This window comes from Chitinophaga sp. 22308, assembly GCF_052045305.1.
Taxonomy (GTDB): domain Bacteria; phylum Bacteroidota; class Bacteroidia; order Chitinophagales; family Chitinophagaceae; genus Chitinophaga; species Chitinophaga varians_A.
Genome location: NZ_JBQEOP010000002.1, coordinates 328069 through 341722, shown reverse-complemented (window position 1 = coordinate 341722; position 13654 = coordinate 328069). Strand labels below are relative to the sequence as shown.

12 protein-coding genes are annotated in these 13654 nt (G+C 50.6%); 9 read left to right on the top strand and 3 right to left on the bottom strand.

From position 1 onward, the window contains the following. Nucleotides 1–339: 339 nt before the first annotated feature. Nucleotides 340–609 carry a hypothetical protein gene (locus tag ACTJJS_RS08100; protein ID WP_168872431.1) on the top strand — a complete coding sequence of 90 codons (270 nt, stop codon included), beginning with the start codon at nucleotides 340–342 and terminating at the stop codon, nucleotides 607–609. Between the two features lie 174 nt (nucleotides 610–783). After that, nucleotides 784–1131 (top strand): hypothetical protein, encoded by a 348-nt coding sequence (locus ACTJJS_RS08095; protein WP_440663246.1) that lies wholly within the window; start codon nucleotides 784–786, stop codon nucleotides 1129–1131. Between the two features lie 42 nt (nucleotides 1132–1173). On the opposite strand, the gene ACTJJS_RS08090 is transcribed toward ACTJJS_RS08095, so the two are convergent. Together ACTJJS_RS08090 and ACTJJS_RS08085 are read right to left on the bottom strand one after the other, a co-directional pair. After that, nucleotides 1174–1716, bottom strand: a complete 543-nt coding sequence (locus tag ACTJJS_RS08090) for a GNAT family N-acetyltransferase (RefSeq protein WP_440663245.1) — start codon at nucleotides 1714–1716, stop codon at nucleotides 1174–1176. A gap of 61 nt (nucleotides 1717–1777) precedes the next feature. Next, nucleotides 1778–2338: an RNA polymerase sigma-70 factor gene (locus ACTJJS_RS08085; protein ID WP_211092717.1), complete on the bottom strand. Its 561-nt coding sequence runs from the start codon at nucleotides 2336–2338 to the stop codon at nucleotides 1778–1780. A 184-nt stretch (nucleotides 2339–2522) separates the two neighbouring features. Here ACTJJS_RS08085 and ACTJJS_RS08080 point away from each other — a divergent pair, with 184 nt between their 5' ends. From ACTJJS_RS08080 to ACTJJS_RS08060, 5 genes are all read left to right on the top strand, one after another. Next, the gene (locus ACTJJS_RS08080) at nucleotides 2523–3518 is read left to right on the top strand and encodes a FecR family protein (RefSeq protein WP_440663244.1); all 996 of its coding nucleotides are present in this window, start codon (nucleotides 2523–2525) and stop codon (nucleotides 3516–3518) included. A gap of 293 nt (nucleotides 3519–3811) precedes the next feature. Continuing rightward, complete coding sequence (locus tag ACTJJS_RS08075; RefSeq protein ID WP_440663243.1) at nucleotides 3812–7210, top strand: SusC/RagA family TonB-linked outer membrane protein; 3399 nt, start codon at nucleotides 3812–3814, stop codon at nucleotides 7208–7210. Between the two features lie 12 nt (nucleotides 7211–7222). Continuing rightward, a complete protein-coding gene (locus ACTJJS_RS08070) occupies nucleotides 7223–8932 on the top strand; it encodes a RagB/SusD family nutrient uptake outer membrane protein (RefSeq protein WP_440663242.1) in 1710 nt (569 codons plus the stop codon). Nucleotide 8933: 1 nt separating this feature from the next. Continuing rightward, nucleotides 8934–9641 carry a basic secretory protein-like protein gene (locus ACTJJS_RS08065; RefSeq protein ID WP_440663241.1) on the top strand — a complete coding sequence of 236 codons (708 nt, stop codon included), beginning with the start codon at nucleotides 8934–8936 and terminating at the stop codon, nucleotides 9639–9641. Between the two features lie 198 nt (nucleotides 9642–9839). Next, complete coding sequence (locus ACTJJS_RS08060; protein ID WP_440663240.1) at nucleotides 9840–10757, top strand: DMT family transporter; 918 nt, start codon at nucleotides 9840–9842, stop codon at nucleotides 10755–10757. A 39-nt stretch (nucleotides 10758–10796) separates the two neighbouring features. Here the strand turns inward: ACTJJS_RS08060 and ACTJJS_RS08055 are convergent, their stop codons facing one another. After that, nucleotides 10797–12581 (bottom strand): hypothetical protein, encoded by a 1785-nt coding sequence (locus tag ACTJJS_RS08055; protein ID WP_440663239.1) that lies wholly within the window; start codon nucleotides 12579–12581, stop codon nucleotides 10797–10799. 69 nt (nucleotides 12582–12650) lie between these two features. Between ACTJJS_RS08055 and ACTJJS_RS08050 the strand changes: the two genes are divergently transcribed. Next, nucleotides 12651–13115 carry a 6-pyruvoyl trahydropterin synthase family protein gene (locus ACTJJS_RS08050; protein WP_440663238.1) on the top strand — a complete coding sequence of 155 codons (465 nt, stop codon included), beginning with the start codon at nucleotides 12651–12653 and terminating at the stop codon, nucleotides 13113–13115. Between the two features lie 47 nt (nucleotides 13116–13162). After that, nucleotides 13163–13621 (top strand): RrF2 family transcriptional regulator, encoded by a 459-nt coding sequence (locus ACTJJS_RS08045; RefSeq protein WP_168872420.1) that lies wholly within the window; start codon nucleotides 13163–13165, stop codon nucleotides 13619–13621. Nucleotides 13622–13654 lie beyond the last annotated feature (33 nt).

Here is a 13654-nt window from a genome sequence, read left to right as displayed (position 1 = left end):
TGTAGAAACAGTGCCTCACGCTGGTTTTAACCTTTGGAACTACTGTTCGGTGCCCATCCAGGCAAAAGTCCAGAGCAGCACCATAAAGAACACGAAAACAATGATGAACCATTTAAAGGAGCCGTCATGATCATCGTAAAAAGGATCTTCCATTGCGGTAATGATTTGAGGGAAATCATATGGCAGTGGACTGATTATTGGTATACCATAAGTGTTGAGAAAAAAATAGTCATTTTTATAAACTATAAATGCTATTTCATATTCACTATAGTCAATTTAAGAATAACAAACAGCAGAATAACCCCATGAGATGTATTTTCCCATCCGAAACATTCAGAAATGGCAAAAGGAAAAGATCCCAGGTTTGAGGCAGTGCGCACACTGATAGAAGGAGGTCAGATCAAGGACCTCAGAGGTATCTATGATATTATTCCAATGACCACCGTAGGAACGGCGGTAGGTATCCACAAGTCCACCCTGTACAAAAAACTGATGAATCCCGGGTTATTAAAAATTGAAGAATGTATTTTGTTAGCTAAAGCATTTGGGTTGACGCCACAGGTTATTATGACACTGGCGCTTAACCAGATGCATAAAAAATCCTCCTGAGCTTCCTGTTCCCTTCCAGATTTACGGTTACCTCCATCCAGACGTGTGTTTTGGTGAATAAAAGTCAAAAACGTAAACACAATATACGATTTTATAAACAATCAACCCAATTTCATAAACAGTAAGGGCAATAAAAATCAGAACTCAGTTAATTTGAGAAACTGAGCATCCTGCATGGAAATTCCAGAATCAAAACGACATACACTTTCCGGATTGATCAAAAGGGGTATCGCTGAAGCCGCGCTTCCGGTAAAGGAAAGAAGCCTGGACCCGGGCATTTATAACTTCGAAACGTTGCTGACCTATGTTAAGCATACCGAACTAACCAAAGACGCCGGTTTCAACAAAGCCACCCTTTCTAAAAAACTGGCCCAGCCGCAGCTGATGAAAATCGCCGAGTGCATGAAACTGGCCGCTGTCCTCTATGTGACACCTCAGGAAGTAATGACGCTGGCATTGAATGAAATCAGCCAGCGCCCTCCCAAAAAAGCCAAAGCAAAGAAAGCAGCGGCCAAAAAATAATTTCAGATAATTTCCCGATCAGGTATTACCGCAGGCCTGGTTTTACAGGCCAGACAATGTTTTAGACATGATAGTGGTGGGTTTCACCTCTTCCTTAAATCCATCCAGCTCCAGTCTTGTCTTCCCCGTTTTTACAAACCCGTTCCGCTCATAAAACCGGATAGCCGTTTCGTTGACATTTACTACATACAGTACAATAGCTGATTTTTGTTTATCCCTGGCAATCGCCTCTATCTTCTCCATCGCCAGTTTACCCACGCCGGTGCCCTTGGCGGCAGCCAGCATATAGATACGCTCCAGTTCCATTGCGTTAGAATAAACGGACGCCTGACCGGCTTCTTTCAGTTGGTCATTGAGTTTGACGAAGCCGGCAGGCTCCCCGTCCGCATAGATCAGGTAATAAGCGGTGCCTGGCTCCAGGATGTCCTTCGTCAGGCGGTCCACAGAAAAAGAGCCGTTCAGATAGCGCTCCAGCGCCGCGGCAGTTTCCCATTGATTGGTGAAATGTTGTGTATAAGCCGTTGTGCATACGTGATGCAGCAGTTCTACGTCTTTCAGTTCAGCTACGATAAGATCGACAGTCATTTTGTTATTTTTTATTTGATTATTTTCTCATTGAGCCGCGGGCCAATCCAGGCGAACAGGCCTATATCATGTGAATCATCGTTACGGCGATCAGCATCATAATCAGTTCATCATTGATAGAAGCCCTGAGGATGCGGAGCGCTTTGCGCATGTGTTGTTCCACGGTATTTACAGAGATGTGCAGCCGTTCGGCCACTTCCTTGTTGGAGAGTTGTTCTTCGCGGCTGAGGAGGAAAACGGCGCGGCACTGGTCGGGCAGTTGCTGGATTTTACGGCGTAGCTTTATTTCCAGTTCCTTTAGTTCCAGTTTGTCCGGCCCAATGCCGGACGCAGGCATATAATGCTCCCTGAGAAGCGCTTCCTTCTTCAGTTGCAAAAGCTGTTGCCGGTGATAGTTATAGATACGGTTACGGGTGGCAATAAAGAGGTAGTTTTCCAGGACAGTATTTTCGGGTAACCGTGACTGTTGGCGGTAGAGTGACAAGAACACGTCCTGTACCAGTTCCTGTGATGCTTCCATATTCCCTGTCTTTTTACAGGCCAGGTTCACCAGCCTGATATAATGACGGGCATAGAGCTGGTCAAAGGCTTTTTCATCGCCGTTTTGCCAGGACCGGAGCAGGGCTGTATCGGTATTTTCCGCGTGTGGTTCGATGGCTATACGATTTTTATCAAATCTAATAATTATTCACTTGTGTTTTACCCCTGTTATCTCCCTGCTTATCCTGAAAAAAAATTTCCCGATGGGATAACGGCAACAGATTAAATTGGTGTTATTTATTGTAGCCAGTCGCATCATTACCGCTATGGATGAACAAAATTTGTATGTACTGTTACAGAAATATAGTCAGGGCGCCTGTACTGAAGAAGAGCTGACAATGCTGGAAGGCTGGTACGCCACGCTCGGGCAGGACTTGCCTGATGAAGTGATAGACCCGCAAAGCGAGGCAGCGAAGCAACTCACCCAGCGACAGCTGCTGGCATTAAGGGCCCGGTTGTCGGCCGCGCCCGTGGCACCGCCACTGAAGGCGGTGAAGCTACGTACCATGGGCAAATGGTGGCGTTATGCCGCTATCTGGGCCAGCGTACTGGTACTGGTTGGTGCAGGCTACTGGTGGTACAGCAACAGCGACCGTACCACTGTCAGTGTACGGCGCTACGCTGACGGACAAACGAATTTTGACCGTTACCTGACATTGCCTGACGGCAGCACAGTGGTGCTGCACCGTGGCAGCCGCCTCGTGGTGCCGGAGCATTTCAACGGCCTGTCAAGGGAAGTGACGCTGCTGGGGGAAGCCTATTTCGATATCCGGTCCGACAGCCTGAAGCCGTTTGTCATCAATACCGGTCAACTGAAAACAACTGTATTAGGCACCGCTTTTAACATCAGCGCTTACCCGGAACAGGCGGAAATAACGGTATCGGTTACACGAGGAAAAGTAAAAGTGGAAGACGGCACTAAAGTGCTGGCCGTATTAACACCCGACCAACAAATCGTTTACAATATAAAAAATGCCGCAGCGCGCCAGGAAGCCGTGAATGCGGCAGCCCGGGCCAACTGGACCACCAACGAGATGGTTTTTGAAAACGCTACTTTTGAAACTATCGCTAATACACTCAGTAAACGTTATGAAGTGAACATACAATTCAGTGATGACGCTTTAAAACAATGCCCTGTCCGTGTATCATTTGCAGGTACCGAATCACTCGAAGAAGTCCTCGATGTGATCTGCGGAGTCAGAAACGCCACGTATCAAATAGAAAACGGCCGCGACGTGCTCATAAAAGGCAAAGGCTGCTAAGACGACGATAAAACACATCATTCAAAACCAAAATTGATAACGGTAAAAAGTTAAAAGGACAAAGTACGCCCTGTTTGCTAAATCAATTTAGCATTAAAATCAGCCACCAGTGCGCCGTTACTGATTCTATGCATCACTAAAATCTACATCGCATGAAACCACATTGATCACCATCAAACAACACGTTCTGAAGTAAAAAAACTTTTATCAGCCTGAAAAAGCTGACAGTCGAAACAGCACATCCTGCTGTTAACGGCTACCTATTTCCTAACAATTTTAAAAGAATGCCCGTTATGCACAAGTTCTTAGCTGTGACCACACAGCTGACTGCCACACTCTTGCCCTGTATGTTCCGCCAAGTCCGGCACATGGCAAAAACCATCACCCTGGCGCTGCTCAGCATCCTGTTACTGTCGTCCGTCCTCTCTGCCTCTCCCGGCAGGGCGCAGGACATCTCTACCAAACAAATCACCCTGACACTCAAAAATGAAACACTCAAAAGCGCGCTCGGTAAAGTGGAAAGCCTGTCAGGCTTCCGCCTCGCCTATCCGCCGGAACAGGTCAACCTGTACAAAAATGTCAGTCTGCCTAAAGCCACCCGCAGCGTTAAAACAACACTGGAACTGCTGCTGACTGACACCTACCTGCACTTCCGGCAGTCAGACAACATCATCATCATTTTTCGCCCGTCAGAACAAAACAGCCACACCGCGGATACCACGGTACGTCCGGCCCCCCAGGGCGGCAACGGTGCGATGCGCACCATTATCGGCTCGGTTATGGAAAACAAAACCAACGTGGTACTCCCGGGCGTTTCTGTACAGGTAAAAGGCACCAGCAGAGGCACACAAACACAAAGCGACGGCACCTACAGCATACAGGTGCCCGCCAATATGAAAACACTGGTGTTCTCCTTCATCGGTTATGAAACCAGGGAAGTGGAAATATCCGCCTCCAATCAAACCGATGTGACCATGATGCCCTCCAGCCTCGGCCTGAAAGACGTAGTGGTAGTGGCTTACGGTCAACAGAAAAAAGCTACCGTTACCGGCGCCATCGCTTCCATCAGCACCAAGGAACTGGTGCAAAGCCCCGTGTCCAACCTCACCAACGCGCTGGCAGGACGCCTTCCCGGTCTTATCACCACCCAGCGCAGCGGCGAGCCCGGCGTAGATGCCAGCAACCTGTACATCCGCGGCGTAGGCACGCTTAACGGCGCCTCCCCCATCATCATGGTAGACGGTATCGAAAGACCCATGGACTACGTAGATCCGAACGATATCGAAACACTCACCATCCTGAAAGATGCCGCCGCCACCGCCGTACTGGGCATGCGCGGCGCCAACGGGGCCATTCTCATCACCACCAAAAGAGGCAAGGCCGGCGCGCCCTCTGTCAATTTCCGCGCATCCACAGGCATCACCGAAGCCACCCGCCTGCCGCAATATCTCGGTTCCTACGACTATGCGTCCCTGCTCAATGAAGCACTGAAAAATGACGGCGCCCAGCCAGCGTTCACACAGGCGCAGCTGGACGGCTATAAAAGCGGGAAACTGCCCAACACCGATTATTATAAGTTCATCATGAAACCGTCCACTGTAGCACAGGGCAACCTCAACGTCAGCGGCGGCAACAACATCGCGCGTTACTTCATCTCCGCCGGCTACAACGTGCAGGACGGCCTCTATGCCCACACCAAAGAAAACCAGGACGGCTACACCGGCAACAATAACATGAAACGGTACAACCTGCGCGCCAACGTAGACGTTGACATTACTCCTGACCTGGCCGCCCGTGTAGACATTGCCGGTATCATGACCGACCGCCGCGATGGCAACAACTCCGCCAGCACCATCATGAACCTGGCCAACCGCATGGCGCCCATCTATCCGATCGTGAACCCTGACGGCTCCCTCTGGGGAAACGGCACCTTTCAGTCCAACATCCTCGGGGAACTATCACAGAAAGGATACCGCCGCTGGTATAACAACACCGTACAGGGAACTTTTGCCCTTACCCGCAAACTGGACATCATCACCAAAAACCTGACAGCCAAAGTTTCTTTCTCGTACGACAACACCAATTCGCCCTCTGCCTCCTATACCCGCAACTACGCCGTATTTGAACCACTGTACGATGCACAGGGCAACATCACCAGCTATAAACAGTCCGGCCAGGACACCAAAATAGACCCTAACGGTTCCTTCAACGGCGGCGGCGCCAACCGCAGCACCTACCTCGAAGCCACCGCCAACTGGAACCGGCAGTTTGGCCGCCATGAAGCCACCGCCATGGTACTCTGGAACCGCCGCCTCAACGAAAACGGGTCATCCATCCCGAGAGCATACCAGTCACTGCTCTTTCGCGGCACCTACAACTACATGCAGAAATACCTGCTGGAATTCAGCGCCTCCTACCAGGGCTCTGAAAACTTCCCCAAAGAAAGCCGCTACGGCTTTTTCCCTTCCATCTCCGCCGGATGGGTATTGTCTGAAGAACCATTTATCAAAGACAATATTTCAGCTATCAGCTTCCTGAAAATACGTGGCTCCTATGGTGAGGTAGGCAACGACCAGGCAGGCAGCGACCGGTTCCTCTGGTTCACATCCTGGGGTGGTGGCAGCCAGTATTATTTTGGCACCAATGCCAGTCAGGCCAACGGATGGCAACAGGGAGCCATCGGCAACCCCGGTGTGACCTGGGAGCGCGGCCGTCAGGCTAATATGGCCATCGAAGCACGTTTCTGGAACAACCTGTTGGGTATCTCCCTCGATCTGTTCACCCAACGCAGAAGCAAAATCCTCATCCGACGCAACACCCTCTCTGATGTATTTGGTCAGGACATCAAAGCACAGAACATCGGTATTGTGGACAACAAAGGATTTGAACTGGAGCTGAGCCACGAAAACACCATCGGCCAGGTGCATTACTTCATCAAACCCAATGTCACTTTCGCCCGTAACAACATCGTGTACCAGGATGAAGTGGCACGGGCCTATCCCTGGATGAAACGCACCGGTCACCCTATAGGCACCAAATTCGGCCTTATCTCTGAAGGATTTTTTAAAGACCAGGCCGACATAGACAACAGCCCTTTCCAGAACTTCTCCGCCTATGGCCCGGGTGATTTCAAATACAAGAAACTTACCGGCAAAGAGTACGACTTCATCCAGTCAGACTTCGATGAAACAGCTATCGGTTACGCCCGTACGCCGGAGATCATGTTCGGCGCCACACTGGGAGCCGCCTACAAAGGTTTCGACGTGTCCCTGTTGTTCCAGGGTGCTGCCCATACCGATGTAATGCTCAACAACGAAGCGGTGTATGAATTTTTCCAGGGCGGTAAAGTAAAGCCCTTCCACCTGGGCCGCTGGACACCGGAAACAGCTGCCACCGCCACCTATCCGCGCCTGCACAGTAATACCAACGGCAACAACCACCGGGGCTCTTCCTTCTGGGTAAAGGACGCCAGTTATCTGCGCCTCAAAAATGCGGAGATAGGTTACCAGCTGCCTAAAACCTGGGTAAAACAGGTGGGCCTCTCCTATGTTCGTTTATACGCCAACAGTATGAACCTCTTCACCTGGGACAAACTGAAAGACTACCAGGTAGACCCTGAAATCGGTGATGGTAACGGCGCCATGTATCCTATTCAGCGCATCTGGAATTTCGGTATCGATGTAAGATTCTAAAAAATGAACGTTATGCAATATCCATCTCTCTATAAAAAAATCATGCTCTTCTGTGTAGTGGCCACCCTTACTTTCAGCGCCTGCAAAAAAGGGTTTCTTGACAGGGCCGCCACCACCCAGCAACAGGACAAAGACATCTTCACCAATTTCGCGATGACAGACCAGGTGGTCAACAACCTCTATTCCCGGTTGCGCGGCGCCTATACGTACCTCGGCGGTTATTCCATGTCATCCGGCACAGACGAGGCCAAAGACGCCTCCAACTGGATGGCTTCCATGAGCTTTAACAACGGCTCCTGGTCCGGCAACAATAACCCTATCGGCAATACGTGGCGCGATAACTATGTCGCCATCCGTCAGGCTAACGCCATCCTGGAAGGCATTGCGCAGTATAAAACCCCTGACGACGCCAACAATCCCGGCTCGCTGGAGAACCGCATCGGTGAAGTATATTTCCTGCGGGCTTATTACCTGGCAGAGCAGGTACGTCAGTTCGGCGGCGTGATCATCGTTACCAAAACGATCGACCAGAACGACCAGAAAGCCCTTAACCAGCCACGCAGCGCCTACGACGCCTGCATCAACCAGATACTGGCCGACTGCGATGAAGCGATGAAACGGTTGCCTGTCAGCTATTCCTCCACGCAGATAGGCCGTGTCACCAAAGGTACCTGCCTGGCGCTCAAAGCGCGCATGCTGCTGTACAGCGCCAGTCCGCTCTGGGCCATCGCCGGCAAAAACGGATTCCTCGCCGATATCAGCTCCAACAACACCGCCTCCGACCCGGAAAAATGGCGCAAAGCCGCGGCAGCAGCCAAAGCAGTGATAGACCTCCAGACACCGCAGGGAGGTGTCGCCTACCGGCTGGAAAACACGCTGGCAGACAGGCAGACCATGTTCACCAGTAACACCCTGCTAAGCCCGGAAGTCATCTGGGTGCGGATGAAAGAAACCAACCAGGACTATGACCGCTACATTTTCCCTTATGGCAGCAACGGCTGGTCCGGTTGCGCTCCTACACAGAACCTTGTGGACGACTACGAAATGGCCAATGGCCTGCCCATCAGCGATCCTGCCTCCGGCTACGATCCTGCCCAGCCCTATGCAGGCCGTGATCCAAGGTTCTATACTGATATCAGCTACAACGGCGCTCCCTGGAAAGGAAGGAAAATAGAAACGTTTGAAAGAGGGAAAGACGAACAAAGCACACAAACAGACCATAGCCGTACCGGTTACTACTGCCGCAAACTGGCCAACGAAAGCATTACCATCAACCAGGGCCCGGGCCGCGATGTGCATGGCATCTTTTTCCGGCTGGCGGAGTTTTATCTCAGTTATGCAGAAGCACTCAACGAATACGATCCCGGTAATGCCGATATCACCAAATACGTCAACCTGATACGTGCCCGCGCCGGTCAGCCACCACTGCCCGCCGGACTGACACAGGCCGATATGCGTAAACGCATCCGTAACGAAAGGAGAATAGAACTGAGCTTTGAGAACCACCGCTTCTGGGACGTGCGCCGCTGGAAGATCGCAGAGAACACCGAAAAAACCATCTGGGGCATGAAGCCCATCGCCGATGCCACCGCACCGGGCGGCTACCGCTATGAGCGCTTTAAAGTGGAAGACCGGCTGTGGCGTAATGCGATGTACGTTATCCCCATCACCACAGACGAAACCCTGCGTAACACACAGCTAAAACAAAATGAGGGCTGGTAACATGAAAACGATCCGATTACTGATACTCAGCACTGGCCTGTTCATCCATGCATGTGCCCACGACAACAGCACTCCGGCACCGGAAGCCGCAACGATAGCCGTCACCACCGATTCCATCACCCGTGGCGACTATACGCTGGTGTTCATCAACCAGTCGCCGGCTTTCGACAAACAGGTGAAAGAAAGGATGATCAATACTTTCTTCACCGTGTATCCTGTGCTGGCCAACGCTTACAACCCTAACACGCTGAAGAAGGTCACTTTTGTGATAGACCCAGGTTATACCGGCGTGGCGGCCACCAGTGGCGGCCACGTGGTCTACAATCCCGAATGGTTCCGGCAACACCCCGGCGACATCGACGTAGTGACACATGAAGTCATGCATATCGTACAGGCGTACCCGGGAGGAGCCGGCCCCGGCTGGCTTACCGAAGGCATCGCAGACTATGTGCGTTACCGTTATGGCCTCGACAATACCGGCGCAGGCTGGGCCATGCCCGACTACAACCCGTCACAACGGTACGACAACAGCTACCGCATTACCGCGCGTTTCCTCGTATGGCTCGAAAAAAATGTCAACGATAAACTGGTTAAAACACTGGACGCAAGCATGCGGGGCAAAACCTATTCCGCCGGCATCTGGCAAGCCCAGACAGGCAAAACATTAGATGACCTGTGGCAGGACTACGCCAGCCGGCCAACTTTATAAATACCTGGAAAAATGTCATCCCGATTCATCGGAATGTAATGATGCACGTTTTACAACGCCCCGGGCTTCACGCCCGGGGCTATTATTATCCGGAACGCATAAATGCCCGCTGCAGCAGACGAAATAATAATCCCCCGATAACAATTTTGTTTGTTATATTGATACAGCAGCTCCGCAAGTGCGGACGGAGAACCCTTTATGAAAAAAACATATTTCATCTTACACTTTTCGGTGTTCATCGCCGCTTTCACCGGAATACTCGGAAAACTTATTTCGCTCAACGAAGGACTGCTGGTCTGGTACAGGATATTTTTTTCGTTTGTCTGGCTGTTTCTGATTGTGAAGTTGTTTAAGGTGAGTACTGCCATTACCACCCGCGAGAAACTGGATATTGCTAAAGTAGGTTTGCTGATCACTATTCACTGGATATTCTTTTATGGCAGCATCAAGTACGGTAATATTTCCATTGGGGCGGTCTGTTACTGTCTGACCAGTTTCTTCACTGCGATCTTTTCGCCGCTGATCAACAGGAAGAAATTCGCAGCCACCGAGTTGGTATTAAGCCTCTTTACCTTGCTGGGCATCAGCCTTATTTTTCATTTCGATGTGTCTTACCAGCTGGGCATCGCGCTGGGCACTGTTTCATCAGCGTTTGCCGCGCTGTACACTATTTACAATGAGCGGCTGGTAAAGCAATATGACAGTAAACTGATCAACTATTACCAGATGATGGGCGGCTGTATCGGCTGGGGTGTTTTATTACCGGTCTATCTCCATTACTTCCCGGTGAAAAGCGTTTTTCCCGGTATGGAAGACACCGTATATCTGTTACTGTTATCCCTGATATGCACAGTTGGGCTATACATCATGTTTGCAGAGTCTCTAAAGCGCATCCCCGCATTTACCGTGAACCTGAGTTTCAATATGGAACCGATTTACGCGATCACCGTGGCATTCCTGTTCTTTGGAGAAGGCAAGCAGGTAAATGGTGCGTTTTATGCAGGACTATTGCTGGTAGGTATTTCCGTTGTTTTGCAAACCATGATTTCTATCAGGCAGAAACGGCGGAATGCCGGTGTTTTAGATTCAATTCAACACATTAAATCCCAGGGCTAGAAGCCCTGGGACTATTATGCCTGCATATGCTTCAATAATTTACGTCAGCGCATATGCCGCTACAATATTCGTCAGTTGCAGGTTTGCCTCTTCGAGTCCTGTTAATAATTCCACCGGCAGTACACCCGTTGTTGTTAATTGGTGGTAGTAATCTATTCCTTTGGTGAGTTGTTCACTGAATGTGCGCAAATACTTTTGTTGTTGCGCGAGCGTGTTGTGCCTCCGGGCTTTTTCCAGTTGTTCTGTCAGGTAGTCCAGGTACAGTTTCAGTTCTGTGATGAACATATGCGGTCTTGCGTTTCCTTCCAGGATATTCCAGCGGCCATAGATATGATCGGTCATTGTTTGCAGCGACACTTCCTTGTTGAAATACGCGATGCCCGGGCCGGGGCAGATATTAACAGCGTGACGGCCTTTCACGAAAGGTTGTTCATATTCGATAGCGGCCGCATTGCTAAGGCCTACACATAAACATTCCTTTTCCAGCACAGCTTCCAGTTGCTCCGTATAGACATCCTCCGGCAGTTGGAGTGATTGCAGCTGTGCCACCTTGAGGCGCTGGTACTGACGGGAGGCGGTGCAGACAGGCTTTTCCGTGAATTCGGTATTAAATGAGAGATGTTTCTCCGTACAGGGGCTGCCTGGTTTTCCGGCCTGAATGCGCGCCAGTCGCTCTTGTTCTGCCGTGCTGCCTTTGAGATAATGGAAGCGGGCGCCCAGCGGAGAATGGTGGCTAAGGATGAGGTCTGCTGTGGTGGCCTCGCACAGGCGTTGACGGGTGTCAGCGTCTACAGTGGTGGCTTCGGGCACCAGTAGGAAAGGTGTTCCCCAACCGGTGCTGTCCAGTCCGTAGTAGGTATGCAGCAGCTGGTCTTCTGCGGCCGTGCCGATGCCGCCTTGTGCCGAGATATGTAATGGAGGTGGAGAGGTAAAGGTGGCGAGCCCTTTGTTTTCCAGTGCAGGATTGTAAAGCGCAAATAAGGTGTCGATGAGTTCCTGTCTGCGCAGTTTGAATTCTTCCATAATAGGGCCCATCAGTGTGCCATCTGACGGGAAGGCATGCCCGCCGCAATTCAGCCCGGACTCAATTCTGAATTCGCTGGCCCAGATGCCTTTTTTAGCGAGGTATTTTCCCTGTATCAGGGCAGAACGAAAATCGCTGACTTTGACGATGATTTTTTTGCTGAAGTTACCTGTTGCATCTGCATTGAATTGCGGACATTTTTCAAGGTAGTTGTAGAGGCGGGGATTCATGCCGGCAGAAAATACGATGGAAGAACCGGCCAGGTCACTGTTGACATACCCTCTGAGTGCGGCTATGGCGTCGGAGCCATCTGCGATGGGTTGCCCGTTTTTATCGAAGTTGTCTTTGTCTGTTTTGGTCATGATGTTGACATCGATGCTGCCGGGCCTGACGGCGTTGCGCAGGCGGTCGGCCAGAGTGGCCCTTTCTCCGGCGTCTGTGGTACTGGTCATTTGCCGGTACGTTTGTTTCAGCGGATGCTGTTCGGGCAACATCTCAAAATAGCGGACTATTTCGGAGCCGGCCTCAAAGGCTTTGTTTTTGAGCTGCGCCACCTGCTCCTTCACGATGCGGTTCACCAAGTTGAGATAATCAGTAATACGCCGCGCCCGGTAGTCCGGCTCCGTTGCCGGAATAGGCCGGTACGTCTCTCCTATTGTGGGATAATAATGGCTCCGCATCATTTCAATAAGCCGGTCTTCTATGATGGAAATGACAGAAGAGATGCCAAACCGCGCTACTTTAACGGGGCTGTCGATCGTATAAGCCAGTCCCATCACAGGTATATGGAATGTGTGCATGTTGATGAAATTGTTTCAGGCAGCAATATTAGTAAAAAAGGACACAAATATCCTTTTTTAAATGTACCTTTGCACAATTCTTACCAACAACAGACCGGAGATATGTTACAGCTGACGAAAATATTCAGTTTTGAAACGGCGCATGCGCTGCATGAATACAATGGAAAATGCAAAAACATTCATGGGCATTCCTATAAGTTGCATGTGACGGTACGGGGCAAAAACCATAGTGAAGACTACCTGCCAGCACCGGGGATACTGGTGGATTTTAAAGTGATCAAGGAGCTGGTGCAGCAGACGATCGTGCAGCATTTTGATCACCGCCTGGTCCTGTCGGCCGCCTATATGCAGGCCCATCCGGGTTGCAGCACACAGGAGAACCTGTGGGTGTGGGACATGGAGCCGTCCGCGGAAAACATGGTGTTGTATATGCAGCGGGCGTTAAGAGCGGTATTGCCCGGAGAGGTAGTACTGGCAGGCCTGCGGTTGTATGAGACGAGTGATTCCTATGCGGAATGGGTGCCGGCGGTTTGACCGGTACCTTATTTCTTATTATCTTGCGATCGTCATGATTTGATATTATGTTGTCGAAAACTGCTGAATACGCCCTGAGAGCAACGATTTATATCGCACTGAAAGGGTCGGAAGATAATAAGCTGGGAATTGAGGAAATTGCCCGGGGCATTGATTCTCCCAAATCATTTACGGCCAAGATACTACAGCTGCTCACGCAAAACAACCGCGTGATCAGTTCCGTGCGTGGCCCTAACGGCGGCTTTTTCCTGACAGACCGCGCCCGTAAACTGCCGGTAAAGGCCATCCTCGAGGCCGTAGAAGAAGAAAGCGTGATCACCAAATGTGTACTGGGACTTAAAGAATGTTCCGAAACAAGGCCCTGCCCCATGCATACCCAATACAAGGCCATCAAAAAACAGCTGAAACAGATGTTCGAAAAAACAGCTATCCAGCAGCTGGTAGACGAATTCAATAAAGGGAACTACTTTATTGATAACCTGAAAGGCGTCCGTAAACCCTGTTAACCCCGTCATTTCCCACCTCATACATTTTCTCGT

Excerpts from the sequence above, each read along its gene's own strand:
- ACTJJS_RS08100 (WP_168872431.1), top strand. The coding sequence starts at position 340 with ATGGCAAAAGGAAAAGATCCCAGGTTTGAGGCAGTGCGCACACTGATA.
- ACTJJS_RS08095 (WP_440663246.1), top strand. The coding sequence starts at position 784 with ATGGAAATTCCAGAATCAAAACGACATACACTTTCCGGATTGATCAAA.
- ACTJJS_RS08090 (WP_440663245.1), bottom strand. The coding sequence starts at position 1,716 with ATGACTGTCGATCTTATCGTAGCTGAACTGAAAGACGTAGAACTGCTG.
- ACTJJS_RS08080 (WP_440663244.1), top strand. The coding sequence starts at position 2,523 with ATGGATGAACAAAATTTGTATGTACTGTTACAGAAATATAGTCAGGGC.
- ACTJJS_RS08075 (WP_440663243.1), top strand. The coding sequence starts at position 3,812 with ATGCACAAGTTCTTAGCTGTGACCACACAGCTGACTGCCACACTCTTG.
- ACTJJS_RS08070 (WP_440663242.1), top strand. The coding sequence starts at position 7,223 with ATGCAATATCCATCTCTCTATAAAAAAATCATGCTCTTCTGTGTAGTG.
- ACTJJS_RS08065 (WP_440663241.1), top strand. The coding sequence starts at position 8,934 with ATGAAAACGATCCGATTACTGATACTCAGCACTGGCCTGTTCATCCAT.
- ACTJJS_RS08060 (WP_440663240.1), top strand. The coding sequence starts at position 9,840 with ATGAAAAAAACATATTTCATCTTACACTTTTCGGTGTTCATCGCCGCT.
- ACTJJS_RS08055 (WP_440663239.1), bottom strand. The coding sequence starts at position 12,581 with ATGCACACATTCCATATACCTGTGATGGGACTGGCTTATACGATCGAC.
- ACTJJS_RS08045 (WP_168872420.1), top strand. The coding sequence starts at position 13,163 with ATGTTGTCGAAAACTGCTGAATACGCCCTGAGAGCAACGATTTATATC.